This window comes from Methylocystis sp. H4A, from assembly GCF_015709545.1.
GTDB lineage: Bacteria > Pseudomonadota > Alphaproteobacteria > Rhizobiales > Beijerinckiaceae > Methylocystis > Methylocystis silviterrae.
Map to the genome: position 1 here is coordinate 82,275 of NZ_JADNQY010000021.1, position 18,675 is coordinate 100,949.

Sequence of the window (18,675 nt, forward strand, 5' to 3'; positions counted from 1 at the left end):
TGATCGTCATGGCCTCGATTTCAGACGGCCCGATGCGGAGGTCGTATAGAAACGAAGCCATGAGGCGGCTTATATTTCGAAAGGGTTTTCGCCAGCGACCCCCAACAACATTTCGACAACAGCCGCTCGGACCGCATACCAGTCCTTCGCCGGCAAATCGTCCAAGACAATTTCGTCATGGCCGGACATATGAGCGGCGAACTGCGCGAGCGCGCGGTTGTCGTGCTCGATTGATTGTCCTTCCTTCGTCGAGATGACTTTGAAAGGCTCGCCGTATTGCCGAAACGCTCTTAAGGTTGGCTCATTCAGAACGATTTCCTTCAGCGGACCTTTGTGCGTCTGAAGCGGGCGGCTAAGCGGAACGGTTTTCGAGGTGGCGGGAGTGGTCGTCATTGTGTTGGCCTCCATCAAGCCGCGGCCAGCGCGCGCTTCGCGGCGGCGCTAACCGCAGCAACGTCGGCGCCCGCCGAATGGAGCGCCTTGCCGATCGGCGTTCCGTTGCGGTAGTCCGCGAGCGCCGCATTTAGTCGACGCGATTCCGCCTTCGCAGCGGCGTCGCCGCGAGCGCCTTTCTGACTGAGCCCGAGCGCGCGAATTTCGACCGATCGCACGATAACCTTTTCGGTCGCGGCGTCGGCGTGGGAGAACGAATAGGACATGGTAGCAGCCTCGATGGGTTCACGTGTTTCGAAGGGAAGAGCCGCAAGCAGAGCTTCGGCGTCTGGAAGGGGAAGCGTCGATTCGTCCTGATGCATCCGAAGTAACGTTCGCGCAGCCGAAGGCCGCACGCGCGCTTCGTCAAGCGATAGGATTGCCGCCGCGTATGGCGACAACGGTTGCTCGGGCGATGGCGATGGCGCGGACGAATGGGGCTTATCGACCTTTGCGGCTTTCGGCTTTCGCACATGACGCCGCGGCCCTGCATATTCGTAATCGATGCAATAGCCGTCGCGGGCGGCCTCCGACGCAACGCCGCCGCGACCCTCAACCTCTGCTTCGCGTTCCAACGCAAGCTCAAGTTTAGACACACTGTCAAAGCCGCGTGCAAGGGCGTCATCGATCGAAACCAATTCGCGTCCGGCTTCAAGCAGCGCCTTGCCGCCAATAAGAGGCCAAAAGAACTGTGTATGCTCCATCAATAGCCCCAATGGTTGAAACCGCGCCCGCCCATTGTCGTGGCGTATCGACCGCCCGCGCCGCCTTGCGATTGCGGGCAGATGGCCGATAAGCGATCAATCTCGGATTTGAGCAATTTCGCCTCGCCCTTATGCCAGCGTTGCCACATGTCGCCGTGTCGCACTTCCTGAGACTGCGCGCCTGCCAGCAGCGCGTAATATGCGGCTCTGAGTTTCGGCAACATCGCGCACGGGTCGTGAACCTCAGAGGGCGGCCCGTTCGCAGCGGGGTGGCAGCCTTGATTGAGCGGCGTTCGATTGAACGGCGGATTCGTCATGCTGCTTTCACCTTTTCGCCCTTGCCCGCGCTAAACGCCGGATGCGCCAAACCAAACTGCGCGAGGTATTCACGCTCGGAAGCGAGCGCGGAAACATGCTGCTCAAAATCGCCGCCGCCGTTCTCGGCGAGCACGTCGCTAATCGTAATCAAGCCGGCGCTCAAAGCTTCAATCTGCGCCTTGCGTGCCTTGCCGATGTCCGGCTGAATTGGCCCGGAGCCGGTCCACTTCGCTCGCGTGACGGCCTTCGCATGTGTGTCAAAATCGACATGCGCCGGGAGTTCGATGACGCCACGATGCACGGCTTCCTGAAGCCAATTGCGGAAGACCGCGGCGTAAAACTCTTCGACAATGAACTTCCGCCGCACTTGCGCGAGACGCCAAGTCGGCTCCAAGGCCATTTTTGCTGCCGAGTAATTGACTCTGGAGAAGTCCCCATCGATCACGGGCGCAGCTTCCCCGGCCGCTCGCGCTGCGCGTCTCACCAACGCCGCTGAGAAGTCGGCAAACGTCGAATCGCCTTGGGACTGCAAAAGATGCAGCTTCTCGTTTGGGAGAAGGTGGTAAAGCGAGGCACCGCGCAGCGGAACGCGATTGCGGCCCGATGCACCCCAAAATGCTTCCTTCCGATCAAGGAACGCCGTCAGTTCGGCGTCGGAAAGCAGCCCGCCGGCCGGCGCTTCGTTCGCAGACAGGGCGTCGAAAGCCGTCTTGGTCGGAACGTCCGTTTCAATCGCAAGCGTGGCGCCGGCATGCGTCAGATGCTTGTCCAACGTGAGTTCCTGAAGGCTGGCCTCTTCGCGCGCAGGGGTCAAAGCTCCCACGATCGGACTCACGGAATGCACGCCGCGCGGGTCTGTGTTCTCCTGAAGCCAAACGATCTGGCGACGGCCAATCGAATTATAGGCGCGCACGATGCGAACGTTATTCGATAGGTTCGGCTGCCCCATGGGCGCGTCACGCAGGGCGAGCGCGGTAAATCGGCCGCCCTTGTCGAAACCAACGCCGGCCACGAAAGACAAGCCGCCTTCGTCGCTGCGATGATAGTCCTTCGCAATCTGGTCCGGGTCTAGCAGCGTCACGCGGCTCGCGTATTGCGTATCCGCGCGCGGCTGCCAGTCGAGAATCGCCAAAAGGGCGCCGGCCTTTAAGAAGCTCAGATATCCGCCCGCTGCCAACGAATGCAGGTTATAGCGGCCGGTCGAGTCCACCTCGCGCGGTTCCGAGATGTAATCGGCCCATGCTTGCTCGATTTGCGAAGACAGTTGGTGGGCTTCCTGGTCGCTAATCCCAAGATCGGTGCCGCGAATTTTCGATGACAGGGAAAGCCCCTGCCCCACCACCTGCGTGACGCCCGTTGTCAGGATCGTGGCGACGACGCTGTTTGAGGTCGCCATGTCCATCGCCACGCGGGAAGCCTGAAGCGACTCCTTCGCATAGCGCCCGCCAAAGGCTTGCGCCGTCCAATAGCCGCCCGCAAAGAATTGTCCCGAGCCTTGCGAACTGACTGCCCAAGCTAGACGACGATCGTTGCCGACGTTGGAGTCTTGGAACCCGGCTTGGGGCTTGGCGTCAAAGGAAACGGCGGCCGGCGCGCCGGGCGGCGCGATGGCTTCGGGAAGAAGTTCGATCTTCATTCGCTTACGCCCCAATGCTTACGCCGCGCGCTTTGGCCTGCTCTGCGGAGATGTAACCGCTCGCGGCACTGTGTTGCGTCGCAACCTTTGTGAGTTCAGCTTTCCGAGCGGCCTTGGGGTCGTCATTGGTCTGTGCGCCGATCGGCGAGGAAATCCCGATTGAGCCCTCTTGGGCCATCGCGGCAAAGAAGTTCATGGCACCCTCGCGCGGCGTATCGGCGAGCATGTCGACGATTGCGGAAGCGGAAAGCGGCGAGTTCACAAGCAATTTGACGGCAAGGTTCGTCCGGCCCTTGGCCTCCGGCGACATGAGAACGTCTCGCATGCGAATTCGTTCCTCGGCGCGAACGTCGGCGACCGTTTGCGAATTGGTGGGCGAAGCAACTTTGGGTTTAATCGTCATTATGCGGCCTTCCGATTTGAAAGCTGATTGAGCGCGGCCAAGCGCGCGGCGATGTCTGCGTTGGATTGGGGTTTATTGGCCGGAGCGGCCGTCGTCGCTTTGGTGAGCCGGGCAAGCGCAGTCCCGTAGCACAAGCAATCTAGCGCTTCCGACCTTGGCCCTTTCGGCACAAATTCGAGCTTTTCGCGACCTCTGACGAAACGAGTCTGTAAGGATTCATTTGCCAATTGCTCGAAATAGGTTGGCTCCAAAGTGTCCGCGAGATGAATAAAGCCCGGCCCCACCTCAGTCATCGCAAGGCGTCGTTTCAGACTCGCTTTGATCGAGTCAACGCCCACGTGATAGATGGTAGTGATACCCTTCAACGTATTGCCGCGGCGAATTAGCGGCTTGTCAAAGCCGCCGACGCCGCGCACAGCGATGATGTTCCGCTGTTTACGCCTTTGAGACGCGACAAACTGCGCGACCTGCATTGAATGGTAGTTGCCATCGATGCAGCCGGCGGCGATCGGCAACAGGCGACCATCCTTCGTCCGAAACGACGCTCTGCCCCACAACTCGCTCAGCGCGGCGTATGGGCCTGCATCCGGCGCGCAGTCTGTGCTACCCATGAGTTTGTGATGGCTGATTACCCACGCTTCGTCGTCAGCGCCGAACGCGATGATTGATGTTTCTAAACGGTCTAGCTGCGTGTCTGTCGAGAGAATGATTTTCTCGACGCTCGCGGGCAATGGTTGCGCGATCGGTTCGGCTCTAAGCTGAAGTTCACTCGCGTCTAGTTGATACTCTTCGCCAAAATCATGAGTTTCTGCCAGAACCGTATTGTGAAAGACGCGGAGCTTTTCGGGCCGGGACTTGGACTCCTCATATTGCGCGGCGACCGACTCTAAGCTCGAAAAGCGGGAAACCAGTTCTGTCGCATGGAAACTTCGAATATGCGGCTCGGGATTTTCGGCTGTTGTAAGCCAAGCCCCAAGCTCGATCGCAACAAGCCGCTCGCGCTCGCTTATGGCGTGGCCGCAATGATCGCAGGTTAGATGCGCCGTGTGGGGCTTTCCCTCTTGCCATTTGAGTTGGTCGAAACGCGCGTATTCTAGCGCCCCGCACTCGGGACACGGGATGTAGAAGCGTTCCTGCGTTCCGCGGAAAAACCACTCGGCGATGCGGCTAGAATTTTTCGCGGTCGGCGTGCTGGCCAAGATGATTTTGCGACTGCGAAACGTGCGCGTCCGCTTGATGGCGAGTTGAACTGGGTCGCCCTCGGTTCCGGCCGATCGGGCAAAGCGATCAATTTCGTCGAGTAGGAGATAGCGAACCGATCGGGCGGCGAGGCCGTCGGGATTGTAGCTTGAACCGATCGAAACCGATCCGCCTGGGAATATTTTATGCCTTACGGAAGAGCCTCCGCCCGTGCGGCCGCCTTTCCCCACAAGCTCGCGAATGGCTGGAGTCGAGGCAATGAGCGGATCAAGCCGGTTGCGCACATAATCGAGCGCCTTGCCTTCGCTCGGATGCACAATGAGCGCCGGCCCCGGATCGTTAGCGACGGTGTAGAGAAGCGCGGAGTCAATGGCGGTCGATTTGCCCGACTGAGAAGCGAGCATGAAAACGACTGTTTCGGCGTCGGGGTCTGCGAACGCTTCCACAAGTCCGCGCTGATACGCCGTGTATTTCAGAGGTCCGGGTTCGGCGTTGCTCGCCGGAAGGACGATCCGGCTTTCACACCATTCGACAATTTCTGTTTTGGGAGGGGGCGCGAATTGAGCCAAAAGTTGCGCGAGCAATTCATTATCCGCTCGCGCCGCCGTTGGCGTCGCCAGCGGATCGATATGCAGCCCCAACTTTCATTCCTCCATAGCGAATGCGTCCAGGTCGGCGAGCGCGGCGAGCGCGGCGCGGCATTCGTCGTTGATCGCAGCGGCAATTTTCTTCGGATCGGTTTCGCCCGCGAGGCGCGGCGACACCTTCGGCCCAACGGCCAAGAATGCGACCTTGGCGCGCGCAATCAGGTCGGCGACGGTCGCGGCGACGGTTTCACGATCAAGCAGCGAGTTTTCGAGCTTCTGATTTTGCAGCCGCAGTTTGCGCGCATGCTCTTCGGCAATCTCGCGCTTCGCTTGAATGAGCGCGCGCCGGGCGTCGTCGTCGGCTTGCTTTGCGGACGTTGAGTCGTATCGATCGCGCAGCGTGGATTCTTCGTCTATTCGAAGTTTGATCGCGGCGCGCGCTTCGTCGGCGGGATAGCTCTTGTCGTGCGCCCTTGGAATTTGAGCTTCGTCGAGCCAACCTTTGATAGTTGTATGGGGCTGATGAAATTCGTCCATCAGCGCCGTTATGCCGATCCGGGTTGGCTCCATTTATCTAAAATCCCGATAGATTTCTGAGGTGAAGTATCGCTAAGTCGTTGAGAGAGTAGCGAAAAAATGCGGGCGGGGGCGCGCAGCGCGTTCGTGAACCTTTGCCAAGGACCCGTAAGTGGCTGAATATCAATGTGTTATGTCGAGGTTAGAAGGTGTGGCCCCAAAAACCCTGGTTTTCCGGGCCTTTCACGGCGTATCGAGGCCTCGCCGGATCGATAGAGAATGCCTATAGTTGCTCCGCCTGGGGGCTGGCGGAATGCCGCTAGGAAACGTTATATTGTTACGCGCTAGCTCGGGATTGCCGCCCGGCCGATCGATCTATCAGCCAAACGGTCGGCGCTACGCGCCCACAACTGCGACACGCCCGCGGCGCCGCTCATTCGCTTGCCAAGATCACCAAAAACGTTCGGACGTGCGCCAGTAGGCACTAGCCCCCGCCGCTGCTACGCGCCACGCCGCGCGAGTGCGCGCCACGATGCACGAAAAACATATCCCTTCAGCACGCTCGATTAGGAGGTATCAGCCGATCAATCGCCGCCCGACGCTCCGGCGCTTCCGCCGGCAAAGACCTTCGCAAGTTCCTTGTTCAACTCGTTCGGCAATGTTTGATTGATATCCTGCTTCCACATCTCTGCCGGCTTGCCGCCCTTGGCTTCTTTGAATGTAGTCGCGGGGTGTGTTGCGTAGACCGCCTTAATGGCGTTCTTGCCCGAGCCGACGCGGACCATCACAACGTCGGCGTTGTTTCGGATAACAAACGCCTTGCTGATATTGAGGTTCTTTGATCGGCCCGGCGAGATGTTGCTTGTGTGCCCTGAGAACGAGCCGCGATTCCAGCTTGTGCCAGGGGTAAACTTGCCGATCTTTCGAGCCGTGATCCTTTGCGGATAGAGGCTGAAACGTGCGCTTAGATCGTAAGCCGATGGTCGCTTTAACGTCGAAATACCCGCCTTGGCGTCGGCGCTCCCTACGTCGGCGACGACATTTCGCTTTGCTTCATTATACGCTTTGCGCGCCGTCCTATCGAGCGCATTGCGCAGGCCGGCGGGAGTTTCAGCGGCGACTTTCTTCAGCAAGGGACTGAAACTGTCGCTCACGTTCACGTGAATGTCGCCCATGAGGTCACCTCCCCAACTTGTCGGGCGCGCGCATGACTCGCTTATCGACAACGATCCCGCCGGCACCGGAAACGGTCACATGCAACGAGATTTCATCTTGAGGGCGCACGTCAATCGACTCCAATATCCTGTGAAGGTGCAAGCCCGCCAAGGATTGAACGCGCGCCCTGTAAAGGTGATCGATCGGCGGCCTCGGGAACACATAGGAATCGGCTTCAGACATGTTCGCCTCGGGGTGCGCCAGGGCAATCGAGCCGCTGCGCGATCGGCGTCCCGCCGCCATGACGAAGCGACGCGAGATAATTCGCAAACTCGGCGTCTCTCGGAAACTTCGGGGGGATAGGCTCGCCCCATGCGTTCAATTTGCGCGCGGGGAGGTCGGGAAGATCAATGAGCGCAAGCCGCTCGTAAAGGCGCACTGCGCCGTCAAGCAAGCGCGCGCCGTGTTCGAGCGCGCGCAGAGTCTCGCGGCTGATTTGCTCAGCCGCACAGTTCCGAAAAACCACGATGAAAAACTCCAAGAGGAATGATTGGGCGCGTGCGCGGTCCTACGCCGCTTCGGGCCGCTTCTTATCGCGCCATTCTTCGAGCCTAGGCATGCCAAAAGTGAAGAAATAGCCTAATCGCCGTTGCGCATTGGTGAGCGGGACTAGCCATTCCTCCGAATAACCTCGGGCGCGCAATTCGTCATTTCGCGCTTCCAAATCGATCAAACGATGCACAGGAGGTTCGTCCTTCTCAATTTTGATGCGCTCTGAAACCGCTTTTTTGTAGTTTTCTTCGTTCACGTCCCACAAGGCCATATCGGCCGCAAGCTCTGTGAACCTGCGGCACAGTTCCGAATGCTGTTTCGATTTCTTCGAAAAACCGACAACGTTGTCGATTGCAGAACCGATTGCCACGACTGCGATCAGAGCCTTAGCTAGGCCGCCGTCCTTGCCGCCAAGTAACACCATGAAAGCGCCAGCGCCGAGAATTGCGTTCGCGGCTAGCACCGTATCATTCAAGCTCTGAAAGAACGCGGCCATCTTACTGTGATATCTGCGCGACTTATGCACACCAATGGAGATGGTGTAATAGGGATCGTCATCCCATGTGCTCATAACTATTTGTCCCGCTTTGGTGAGGGTGGCGGCGGCGGCCGGTCCCAATCAGTTGAACTTCGCTCTTTTCTGATCGTGCCGTGTTCCCTGTGCGCACCACGATCAGTCGAACCTTGCCCTGAATCATTGACTCGGCTCGGACGTTCGTTGTGTTTCCGTTCAATGTTTTGCGGTGTGTGTTTTTTGTCGTCCGAAGTCATAGCCACCCCTTTCCAAATAGGGGTCGGATAATTTCATTGCGAATCCCGATTGTCTATCGCGGATACCGTAAGCCGCGTCAGGCCAGCAAACCCCATTTACAGACGCTCCGAACGTCGCCGCCGTCGAGATAGTCTCCGGCCGGCGCGAGGTTGGCCTCGGGCGCTTCGCCGCGAGCGAATGCCTCGATTTGATCTTCCGTCCATTTTGGCCAGCCGCGGGAGCGGCAGGAAACCGGCTGCGGGAAGACTCCCTCCCGGCGCCAGTTCCGAATCGACTGAGCGGAGCAGCCTAGAAGGCGCGCGGAAGCGGCGACGCCTAGAAGGCGCCGGGCCGTATCGGTCGTCATGCTTTTTGGATTCCTGTGCGCGAACGCCATCGCGCGCCGAGGTGATCGGCGCGTTTCGCGTATGTGATTTTGTGGGAATGAGGGTGAAGCGGCCATAAAGGCGCACTTCTGACTGACTTCAGTCTAGGCAGTTAACATGGCATAAGTCAAGCTTTCCGGGCAGACTTTTTGGTGATTTCAGCGGTTTGTTTATAGACGACTGATTTGAAACTGATTTGTCTGCGCGATTTTCGGCTCGGCGGCGCAGCGCTGTTGAAAAGCGCCGCCCTAGAGCCCCTGCCCCCGCGCGCTGGCGAACGCGAGACAGGCCGAACGCTATGCCGGCGAGCGTGGCGGCGGGGGCGCGGGCTCGCATAGGTATGACCCGCCACCCTTGCCCGGAAGAGCCGCTCGCGGCCCGCCGCGGCGTCTCTGTCGATCCTCGGCGCGGCATGGGTTGCTTCGGGCGTCGCGACACCTCCGGCCGCGATCGGCGCTTCGGGGGGCGGCCGGAACCAATCTGCAAACGTTCAATCCCCAAATTCGAGCGCGGCTTGTGGCGCGCCTCGCCCCCTTCTTTTTCGAACATGCGGCGCGGTCGACATACGCCCCCCGCCTCTCCGCTCTTTCGCGGAGGCGCCATCCTCTCTTGGGGTCTCTTCGCCAGAAGACAGAGACCCTCTTTAGAGGGGCGAGGTTGGCGAGGTCGCGCGAAATGGGGTTATTATTGTGAAACATCAAGCGTTTATCCCCGATCGAAAACTCGGGCAAAAAGCCAGGTTTTCATCTTGCTTCGGGCGAGGTTGTATAAGTCATTGATTTTAACAAATATAAACCTCGCCAATTTCGGGGGGCGAGGTTTGGCGAGGTCCAGCCTTTTACCGGCAAACCCCTTATTCTTCTAAGGACAGAACCTCGCCAACGCATTTTCGCGGCCGTGGGCGAGGTTCGTTTTCGAGCTATCCGGCGTCCGCGGCTGTCTCGTCTTCGTCGTCAACCGGCGTGAAGCTCGCCCCGGTCGCGTCCGGCTTAGGTGTAAAACTTAGGGTCGGCGGCGTCCGTTGGCCGGGCGCGGCATGATATCGCAGTGTGCCGGCGCCCGTCGTGCGCTCCACCTTGTCCGCCTTTCCGAAAAGCTCCCTTTTGATCCGTCGCGCGCGGTGTCCGTTCGTATCGTCAAACGCGGCGAGGGGAATTCCGGCCTTTTCCAAAACCGCGTCAATCTCATGCTCGCCCGGCCCCATGACGACGAGCGCGTCAACGATCTTCTGCGCCGCGGGCGACAACCCGGCGTCCAAATGAACGATCACTGGCACCGGCACCGTTGACCGCTTGTTCGTGCCAACTTGCACGGTGCGACGTTCGATGTAGGTCGGGCGCCAGTTTTTCAGCGCGAGATTATTTTTCGCCGCGTCGATGCGCGCGTAGCGCCCGCGATCTTGCGGCGGGATGTTCAGTTGCTTTGCTTCGTCATCAGTCAAACTAAACATCGTCCGAACTATACGCGCCACGCCGGTTTGAGACGACGCGCCCCGAAGGACGTGCATGTTACCGGCGTGACCGACAGATGATGCGCCGTCCGGCTTCCGCGGATGCGCGATCAAAGCAACAGACGCATTCGCTTCCGCCGCGACAGACCGCGCGCTTGCCCAAACTTTCGCCATGGCGCTGTTATCGTTCTCGTCAACTTCGTGAAGCTCTTGCACAGGGTCCAGCATCACGACGCCGATACCGTATTGCTTCACACAGGCGACGGTTTCCGCCAGTTCCGCCGGAGCCTCGACTCGGCCCTTGCTGTTTTCCAGCGCCAGCAACAAGGGGTTTCCGACGCCAGAAGTCATGTAGAGCCGAAAGCCGTTTGTGCCGTCAATCGCCGACCACGGCACATTTAGTTCTTTGAGAACGCCAGCAAGACGCCTGTCGAGCGCATCCTTGTCGTCTTCCTGGCAGTGATACCAAACGTTCGTCCGTTTAAAGTCCGTCGCAACATCTTCTGGCGCAATGCCTAAGAGGTCCGGCCGGCCGGCGACAATGGCGACGCATTCGACCAACCCGCGCGCCGACTTCGAAACACCGCCGTCGCCCACAAGCGCGCTGACGACGCCGCGGCAATAATCCTGAAAGGCGACCCAAGGCACGTCGGGAATGTCATCAAGATCACGCCTCGCGACAGGGATAGGCAAAACCGGCGGGCGGGCGCCGTTCACGTATCGAACCGGCTCGGCATGGGCTGCCGAAGGCAACTCGCCGTCTTCGACCAGCGCGCGCAATTGCGCCAGACGCTCCGCCGCGTCTGCCCCTTGTGGCTGGCGAATGATCGCATTGACTGCGCGATGCGCCGCAAGCAGGGCTTCCCTGTCATCCGCAAAGCGTGCATCGTTTTCCAGGGCAGCAAGCAAGCCCGGACCCGAAACCGCTGGCAGCGCGTCCGGTTCGCCGAATATGTCGTCGTCGCCCGTGAAAAGCGCGCCTTGTTCGAAGGTTGCGAAACGTTGGCGCGTCGTCGATTCGGCTTTCTGTTGGCGCTTTCGTTCCTGGCGCGCGGGAAGTGCGCCATCGGCCTCGGCGAGCGACTCAAACGCTTTGCCGCCCGCGGTCGCGACCTTCGCGCCAAATCCGTTGCGCGCGCTCCGGTAGCCCTCTTCCAGCTTCACGACGATTTCCGAAACTGTGAAATCATCCGTCTCGGCAAACGGATTCTCGCCCTCATGTTCCGCCGCCAACGCTTCGCGAATCTCGGCAATCCGCGCGAGTTTCCTTTGTGCATCGGCCGCCGTGAATCCGCGATCGGTCAGCATGTCGCGCAACATTTCGTCATGATCGTCGTCGGGCATAGCCCAAGCGAGCGTCACGGCCTCGGCGAGTTCCGGCGAAATGCCGTAGTCGCTGAAATCCGCGCCCGCATAGACGATTGAGAGGTGACGACTGTTGCTCGCGTGCTCCAATCTGCGCGTCGCGAGCTTTTCGATTGCATCGCCGAGCGCGTCGGGATCGTCAATCGTGACGCCCTCGGGCGCGGCAAAACCGCGCGTCTTACCGACCTTGCTGACAGGATCGGGGAGCACGTCCGGCACGTTCACGCAAGGCTTGCCGTCGATTAGCAACCAACGCTCCGGACAAGGATCGGCGCCGCCCTCGACGATCGGATTGGCGATATAGACCGGCTGGACGCGACGCCATATTGAGGGATCGAGCGTCGAGACTTCAATTTCCTTGCCGTCCTTGCGCTTGCGAATTGTCGTCGGCAATGTGTCCGGCGCTAAGAGCCATGCCGACTTCTGATTTTCGGTCACGGGTTTGTCGGCGAAGAAGAACAACCTAAACGATTGCTGGCCTTCCTTCGTATTGAACCCGCTTGACGCTTGGGCGACGCAACTCGCGTCCTGAAATTCGGCCGGCAAAAGCGCGCGGTATTCCTTCGCGGCTTCGTCAAGCGACCGCGCGTTTGTCATGAACCCGTCGATATCGAGGACGATCGTCCGCAACGCTCGATCGGCGAAGAACTCGTTGCGCCGCTCGCAATCGACGCTCGGCGTATCCGGTAGCGCGGCGCCGTGAATAAGAATTTCGTCCCGGCCTTCATGCAGCAACGTATAAAGATCGTTAACGCCGGCAACTTCGCGCGTGAGGCGTCTAAAGGTTTTGGCGTTCGCGGCCGGCTCCTTACGGATTCCGTCTGGAGTATGAATCAGCCGCTTGCCCGTGAAAACCTTGGGTCGCAGGATCGTGATTTTGTCTCTGGCTTCCGGCGATGAATTATGTATGTCGGAAGGCGTCAAGGGCACCTTGACGGCAAAAATATTCGTCACTATATAGACCTCACACTTTTGGGTCAGAGACTTCGCCCGGCGCGTCAACGCCGGGCTTTTTTTGTTGCGGTCAAGCCGCGTTCACTTCGGACGCTTCAGCCGCTTCCGCCTCGCCGATACGCCGCAGCAACTCGCCAACGAACTTGGCTTGGGTCATTCCGGCGCGCTCCAATCGCGTGGCGAGTTTGCTACGCCACCAATCAAGGAACGGCTCGGGCACGCTCGCGAAACTATCGATCGCGATATTCTCGTTAAGGTTCACCAAAGCCAGCAAACGGCGCGCGTCCGGCGCGGTCGCAAGGATCGGCTCCGGCCACGCGCCACCGACCCGCCATCCGATGACCGGATGACGTTCCATGCCTTCCGGCTGGACTGCCGCATCATCCGACGCAATGCCGGGCGGAGCGACGAAAGCCCACCATCCGTCCGCCGCGGGGACGATTGTTTCCGGGTTACGCAATGCATCAAATTCGTCGGGATCAATCGAATATTCGCGATCGTCGCCGTTCAACGTCACGGCGATTGCGCCTGTTGTGCCTTCCGTGGGCGGCCTGATTTCTCGAATGCGCGCGAAGGGCACAAAGAGGCTGTCGCCGCGGTCGGATATCTCTACAAGCTGTGTCATGGGGCTGTCTCCAATTAGTGTGCCGTCGCGGTGTCGTTTACGAGTTCAAGCTGGCGCAGCCGCGCGACTTCGCGAAAAACTTCGAAGTCGGCAAAGCCTTCGTCGGCTGCGGCGCCTTCGGCGAGCGCGATAAACTCGCGCTCGCCGATATTCGCCAGCATGCGCTTCAGATGGCGGCGCGACAGGTGTCGCCAGACAGGGAGTCGGGCTGTCGTCATGTCACGCGACTCCCTGATCGCGGCAACGAATCTCCATTACGGATTCGTCACCGCTATAGCCGCGGCTGTGACGTTTGGGATTCCACTTTCGCTGCAATCGATCGGCGACCGTTTCAATCGTCGCAGTAGGCTCAAGCCCCAACGCCGCGCACAGATCGTCGGGCGCACCCGCTTCGAGCCTTAAGTCATCGATCATACGGCGCGCGTCTTGATAGTGTGGCGCCTGCCGAGCGCGCAGCGCGGCGCGGATGCGCGCAAACAACGCAATGCGAGCGTCGTGTATTTCGAGCATCCACGCTCCAAACGACTGAAGGCTGCCGCCGGTCATGCCGTCCCGGAACGTCGAGACTTCATCGACAGCTATGCCTTTGGCTGGCGGATTTTGGAGCGCGGCGCGATGCGCAGAGCCGATCGGTCTGCCGCCGCGGGATGCGACGACGGCGGAACGGAAAAGGTCTGGGGAGGTCGTCATTAGAACGCCCCCGCATTCTTGCGCGGACGGCCTCGCCCCATGGCTGGCGCGTTTCCGCCGGCCTCGGCGATGCGAGCGCGAGTCATCGCGTCGCGGCGCGACAGACCCTCGCGAGCTACGCGCGTCACTTCCTCGGCTGATACGAGTCTTTTGCCGCCGATCATGACGGAGCGGATTTCACCGCGCGAGAGGTAACCAAACGCAGTTGAGCGACCCATGCGCAAAGCGCCGGCCACTTCGTCAACGGTCATCATTTGAGGAGTCATCTGACAGCCCCCGAGTGCGCAATCGGAACCGAGTCGCGGCGCGCACTCTAGGCGCCGATTCGGTTCACGGTTGCCGCCTCCCGAGGGGCCACGTCCGGTCCGCCTAGCCCCGCTTGTCGCGGTTAGAAGGCCACATCGGAATCGACACGAATGGGCTAAGCAGCCAATTCGCCCGAGTGCGGCCGTGACGCCGGCACTCTATGTCGCTGAGAGCGGAAAGCCCCTAAACAGCGACGCACACAGTTTGTATGCGCCCGTTCCAAAAAGCGCAATATATTGTGGCGAAGATTTTTTACGATTGTGGGGCTGCTCATGGGTTTGAGTTATCCACAGGATAGCTAATTGATATCAAAAGACGTTTGCAGCCCACCGTCTCCGCCAGTCCAGACACCGTTCTGCCGCGCCTGCGCATCGGCGGCTCCAGTTGGCGTCAATTTGCGCCCGCGTCGCTCCTCGGACGATCGAGCGCTTCCCTCTCCGCCGCGACATCGACGTGAAGCTCACACGATCGCGAGATAGGCGCTGAACGCGGCGATGGTGAGCAGCAGCAGGGCGAGGAAATACAGGCTGACGCTCGTCGCGCGCGCCGTATAGGGCGCGTCGCGCGCGAGCAACCGTGCGGTATGAATAAAACGGATCGTCGAAATCACGATCAGCATGACGCCTGCGCCGATGAGCGCCGCGCCGCCGTAACGGCCCGCCGGATGTTCCAAACGATGGAGGTGCAGTCGCTCGGCGTCGACGGTCACCGCGCCGGCGATGGTCAACAGGAAGAGATTGAATCGCTCAATGACGAAGCCGAGAGCGATGACCGCAATGCCTGTTCGAACCCAAGCGAGGAAGGTCCGCTCATTGGCCGCGATATTGGTGTAATCGCGAATCATGCCCCTCTCCTCCGCGCGAGCGCCGCGCCCCGCGTCATTGCCGCGGCGGCGGCGAATGCCTATAACATTGCCAAACGCGGCGGGAGCGCCGCCCATTCCTCTAAATGCGAGACGACATGCCCTGGAGCGATCAAGGCGGGCCGCGCAATCAAAATAACAGTCCCTGGGGCCAGCCGGGAGGTCCCTGGGGACAGGGCTCCGGCGGACAGCCGCCGGACCTCGAGGAGATGCTGCGCCGCAGCCAGGAAGGCCTGAAACAGATTCTGCCGAGCGGATTCGGCGGACGCGGGCTCGCGATACTCGTGCTGGTCGCCGTGCTCGCATGGCTGCTCTCCGGGCTTTACACCGTCGGACCCAACGAGATCGGCCTTAACCTGATCTTCGGCAAATATATGGGAAAGACTCAGGCGGGCCTGAACTACAATCTTCCGGGTCCGATCGGATCCGTTGTCAAGCTTGCGGTTACCGACCGTAACATCACCGACGTGGGTTTCCGCGAAGAGCCGAACGTCGTCTCGGATGGGCGGCGCCGGGGGTCGGTCACCGCGCCTCGAGGGCCGGAAGCGCCTGAAGAAAGCCTGATGCTGACCGGCGACGAGAACATCGCCGACGTCAAGTTTCGCGTCATCTGGCAAATTGATCCGGCAAAGCCGGAAGATTACGCTTTCAACGTCGCCAATCAGGCGGGAACAGTGAAGGCCGTGGCCGAAAGCGCCATGCGCGAGATCGTCGGCCAGACGCAAATTCAAAAGATTCTGACCGCCGATCGCAAGTTGATCGAGCCCGCCAGTCAGGCGTTGATGCAGAAGGTGCTCGACGACTATCACGCCGGCGTGCTGGTGCTGCAGGTGCTCTTGCTGTCGGTCGATCCGCCGCAGCAGGTGATCGCGGCTTTTCGCGACGTGACCGCCGCCCAGCAGGATCTGCAGCGTCTCGGCAACGAGGCCGAAGCTTACGCCAACCGAGTTGTTCCGGAGGCGCGCGGCGGCGCCGCCCGCATTCTGCAGGAGGCCGAGGCCTACCGCGAACAGATCGTCGCCGAGGCGCGCGGCCAAGCGTCGCGTTTCGAGCAGATTTACGCTCAATATAAAAACGCGCCGACGATCACCCGACAGCGTCTCTATATCGAAACCATGGAGCGCGTGCTGGGCGGCTCGGAGAAAGTCATTCTCGACGATCCATCGAAAGCCGGCGGCGGCGTGACGCCCTTCGTGCCCCTGCCCGCCTTTACGCCCTTCCAAGGAGGCCGCAAATGAGGTCTGGCCTTCTCTTCGCGCTCGCCGTCGCGCTACTTATCGGCGTCATCGCTGTCGGCGGAGCCCTCTTCACCGTTTCGCAAACCGAACAGGCGGTGGTGCTGCGGTTTGGCGAACCCGTGTCCGGCCGGGGACTGATCACCGAGCCTGGCCTCCACTTCAAGTTTCCGCTTGTCGAGAATGTCGTCACCTTCGACAATCGCATTCTCGACGTTGAGAGCCCGAATCTGGAAGTTCTCGCCGCCGACAATCAGCGACTCGAGGTCGACAGCTTCATCCGCTATCGCATCGTCGACGCGCTGCGGTTCTATCAGACCGTTAACAGCGTCATGGGCGCGAACAATCAGCTTGGTTCGGTGTTGAACTCCGCCGTCCGACGCGTGCTGAGCGAAGCCAACCAGCAGCAGATCGTGCGCGACGAGCGCGCCGGGTTGATGGTGAAGATCAAGGAGCAGGCTGACCGCGAGGCGCGAAAGTTCGGGGTGCAGGTCGTCGACGCGCGCATTCGCCGCGTCGATCTCCCGCAGCAGATCTCCGAAAAGGTTTTCGGGCGCATGCAGACCGAGCGCCAGCGCGAGGCCGCCGAATATCGCGCCCAAGGTTCGGAGCAGGCGCAAAAAATCACCGCCAGGGCCGATCGCGACGTCGTTGTGCTGAAAGCCGAAGCGCAACAGAAAGCCGACCAGATGAAGGGCGAAGGCGACGCCGAGCGCAACCACATCTTCGCCGAAGCGTTTGGCCGGGATCCCGACTTCTTTGCTTTCTATCGGTCGATGCAAGCCTATGAGAGCGCTTTCAAGCCGGGGGAGACGCGTTTCCTGATCAGTCCGCGTTCGGAATTCTTCCGTTTTTTCTCAGCTCCGGAGGCGAGCGCCGCGCCGAGCGCGGACCAATCGGAACCGGAGCGAAGCCCAAAAAAGTGACCCGCAAACGCGTGCGTTAAGCCGCGCCCGGGCATACTTGTCCCTCGACAGGAGACATAACGCATGACGTCCGCACTTCGTCGCGCCGCGAGAGCGATCCTCGCGACCGCGCCCGTACTCTACCTCGTCGTCGCTCCGGCGCAGGCGAAAGGTCCCGATTCGCTTTCCGAACTCTCCACCCAGGTCTCGGACGCCGTGGTCAACATTTCCGCCACCACGGTCGATGCGAAACGCAGCGCCCGTAACGACGGCCCCAACCTGCCGCCTGGAGTCGGACCGGGCGCGCCCTTCGACGATCTCTTTGAGGAGTTCTTCCGGCGGCGTGGCCAGGGAATGCCGGAAATGCCGCGTCAGCGCAGGTCGAGTTCGCTCGGCTCCGGTTTCGTGATTGATCCCTCGGGCATCGTGATCACCAACAACCATGTCATCGCCGACGCTAATGAGGTGACGGTGATCCTCAACGACGGCCAGAAGCTCAAGGCGGAAGTCCTGGGCAAGGACCAAAAAGTGGACGTGGCGGTTCTGAAAGTGAAGCCGGAAAAACCGCTGAAGGCGGTGAAGTTCGGCGACAGCGACAAGGCGAAGGTGGGCGACTGGGTGCTCGCCGTCGGCAATCCATTCGGACTCGGCGGATCGGTGACGGCCGGAATCGTTTCAGCGCGCAACCGCAACATCGATAGCGGTCCATACGACAACTACATTCAGACCGACGCCTCCATCAACAAAGGGAATTCCGGCGGACCGCTGTTCAACATGGACGGCGAAGTCATCGGCATCAACACCGCGATCCTGTCGCCATCGGGCGGCTCGGTCGGCATCGGTTTCGCGACGCCGGCGAATACCGTGGAGCCCGTCATTGAACAGTTGCAAGCATTCGGCGAGACCCGCCGCGGCTGGCTGGGGGTCCGTATCCAAAATATCGACGACGCCATCGCTGAAACGCTCAGCCTCGGCGCGACTCGCGGCGCGCTCGTCGCCGGCGTCGACGACAAGGGCCCGTCCAAGCCGGCGGGGCTGAAGGTCGGCGACGTGATCGTAAAATTCGACGGCAAGCCGATTAAGGAGTCGCGCGACCTGCCCAAGCTCGTCGCGGCGACCCCGGTCGGCAAGGATGTCGAACTCGTCGTCGTGCGCAGCGGCAAGGAGCAGACCAAGACCGTCAAGCTCGGCCGACTTGAAGACGGGGAGAAGGTCGCGTCGAAGGACGGCGGCGACAAGGAGAAGTCCGAAAGCGGCGGCGACGGGTCCTCGCAGAGCGTGCTTGGGCTGGAACTGTCGCGTCTCTCGGATGCGTTGAGGTCGCGCTATCAGATCAAGGACACCGTTAAGGTCGGCGTTGTCATCACCGCCGTCGATCCACGGTCGGAGGCAGCCGAGAAACGCCTGCAAGCGGGCGAGGTGTTGCTTGAGGTCAATCAGGAAGCGGTGAGCGACCCGGCGGACGTGCTCAAGAAAATCAAGACCCTGAAAGGCGCGGGCAAGAAGACGGCGCTGCTGATCGTCGCGAACGGCCAGGGCGACGCGCATTTCGTCGCATTGCCGGTGGAGTGAATAAACCCTCTTCCGCCCTGCGGCGGGAGAGGGATTCAGCCCTTCACCTCATCCGCCGCGCCGGATTGTTC

The 18,675-nt window shown here is 60.6% G+C and carries 18 protein-coding genes; 3 read left to right on the forward strand and 15 right to left on the reverse strand.

Annotated elements, in window-relative coordinates:
- Positions 1–69: 69 nt before the first annotated feature.
- The 15 genes from IYW40_RS07305 to IYW40_RS07380 form a co-directional block, all read right to left on the reverse strand.
- Positions 70–393 carry a phage tail assembly protein gene (locus IYW40_RS07305; protein ID WP_196400042.1) on the reverse strand — a complete coding sequence of 108 codons (324 nt, stop codon included), beginning with the start codon at positions 391–393 and terminating at the stop codon, positions 70–72.
- Between the two features lie 14 nt (positions 394–407).
- Positions 408–1,136 (reverse strand): hypothetical protein, encoded by a 729-nt coding sequence (locus IYW40_RS07310; protein WP_196400043.1) that lies wholly within the window; start codon positions 1,134–1,136, stop codon positions 408–410.
- Positions 1,136–1,453: a hypothetical protein gene (locus IYW40_RS07315; RefSeq protein ID WP_196400044.1), complete on the reverse strand. Its 318-nt coding sequence runs from the start codon at positions 1,451–1,453 to the stop codon at positions 1,136–1,138. Before IYW40_RS07315 ends, IYW40_RS07310 begins: the two co-directional genes overlap by 1 nt.
- Positions 1,450–3,090 carry a phage portal protein gene (locus IYW40_RS07320; RefSeq protein WP_196400045.1) on the reverse strand — a complete coding sequence of 547 codons (1,641 nt, stop codon included), beginning with the start codon at positions 3,088–3,090 and terminating at the stop codon, positions 1,450–1,452. Before IYW40_RS07320 ends, IYW40_RS07315 begins: the two co-directional genes overlap by 4 nt.
- 4 nt (positions 3,091–3,094) lie before the next feature.
- Positions 3,095–3,493 carry a hypothetical protein gene (locus IYW40_RS07325; RefSeq protein WP_196400046.1) on the reverse strand — a complete coding sequence of 133 codons (399 nt, stop codon included), beginning with the start codon at positions 3,491–3,493 and terminating at the stop codon, positions 3,095–3,097.
- Entirely contained in the window at positions 3,493–5,334 is a 1,842-nt protein-coding gene (locus IYW40_RS07330) for a terminase gpA endonuclease subunit (RefSeq protein ID WP_196400047.1), read from the reverse strand. The genes IYW40_RS07325 and IYW40_RS07330 overlap by 1 nt, the downstream gene beginning before the upstream one ends.
- Before the next feature lie 3 nt (positions 5,335–5,337).
- The gene (locus IYW40_RS07335) at positions 5,338–5,850 is read right to left on the reverse strand and encodes a hypothetical protein (RefSeq protein WP_196400048.1); all 513 of its coding nucleotides are present in this window, start codon (positions 5,848–5,850) and stop codon (positions 5,338–5,340) included.
- A gap of 530 nt (positions 5,851–6,380) precedes the next feature.
- On the reverse strand, positions 6,381–6,971 hold the full coding sequence (locus tag IYW40_RS07340) for a hypothetical protein (protein ID WP_196400049.1): 591 nt from the start codon (positions 6,969–6,971) through the stop codon (positions 6,381–6,383).
- A 215-nt stretch (positions 6,972–7,186) separates the two neighbouring features.
- Positions 7,187–7,477, reverse strand: coding sequence for a hypothetical protein (locus tag IYW40_RS07345; RefSeq protein WP_196400050.1), 291 nt, complete (start codon positions 7,475–7,477; stop codon positions 7,187–7,189).
- A 42-nt stretch (positions 7,478–7,519) separates the two neighbouring features.
- Positions 7,520–8,074, reverse strand: a complete 555-nt coding sequence (locus IYW40_RS07350) for a hypothetical protein (protein ID WP_196400051.1) — start codon at positions 8,072–8,074, stop codon at positions 7,520–7,522.
- A 1,485-nt stretch (positions 8,075–9,559) separates the two neighbouring features.
- Positions 9,560–12,409 carry an AAA family ATPase gene (locus IYW40_RS22225; RefSeq protein ID WP_196400052.1) on the reverse strand — a complete coding sequence of 950 codons (2,850 nt, stop codon included), beginning with the start codon at positions 12,407–12,409 and terminating at the stop codon, positions 9,560–9,562.
- 70 nt (positions 12,410–12,479) lie between these two features.
- On the reverse strand, positions 12,480–13,034 hold the full coding sequence (locus IYW40_RS07360) for a hypothetical protein (protein ID WP_196400053.1): 555 nt from the start codon (positions 13,032–13,034) through the stop codon (positions 12,480–12,482).
- Positions 13,035–13,048: 14 nt separating this feature from the next.
- A complete protein-coding gene (locus tag IYW40_RS07365) occupies positions 13,049–13,252 on the reverse strand; it encodes a hypothetical protein (protein WP_196400054.1) in 204 nt (67 codons plus the stop codon).
- A gap of 1 nt (position 13,253) precedes the next feature.
- Entirely contained in the window at positions 13,254–13,724 is a 471-nt protein-coding gene (locus IYW40_RS07370; protein WP_196400055.1) for a hypothetical protein, read from the reverse strand.
- Positions 13,725–14,490: 766 nt separating this feature from the next.
- Entirely contained in the window at positions 14,491–14,874 is a 384-nt protein-coding gene (locus IYW40_RS07380) for a DUF202 domain-containing protein (RefSeq protein ID WP_196400057.1), read from the reverse strand.
- A 116-nt stretch (positions 14,875–14,990) separates the two neighbouring features.
- Between IYW40_RS07380 and hflK the strand changes: the two genes are divergently transcribed.
- The 3 genes from hflK (at position 14,991) to IYW40_RS07395 (ending at position 18,604) form a co-directional block, all read left to right on the forward strand.
- Positions 14,991–16,130: an FtsH protease activity modulator HflK gene (gene hflK / locus IYW40_RS07385; RefSeq protein WP_246720701.1), complete on the forward strand. Its 1,140-nt coding sequence runs from the start codon at positions 14,991–14,993 to the stop codon at positions 16,128–16,130.
- Entirely contained in the window at positions 16,127–17,053 is a 927-nt protein-coding gene (gene hflC, locus IYW40_RS07390; protein WP_196400059.1) for a protease modulator HflC, read from the forward strand. The genes hflK and hflC overlap by 4 nt, the downstream gene beginning before the upstream one ends.
- Before the next feature lie 63 nt (positions 17,054–17,116).
- Positions 17,117–18,604 (forward strand): Do family serine endopeptidase, encoded by a 1,488-nt coding sequence (locus IYW40_RS07395; protein ID WP_196400060.1) that lies wholly within the window; start codon positions 17,117–17,119, stop codon positions 18,602–18,604.
- The last annotated feature ends 71 nt before the right edge of the window (positions 18,605–18,675 follow it).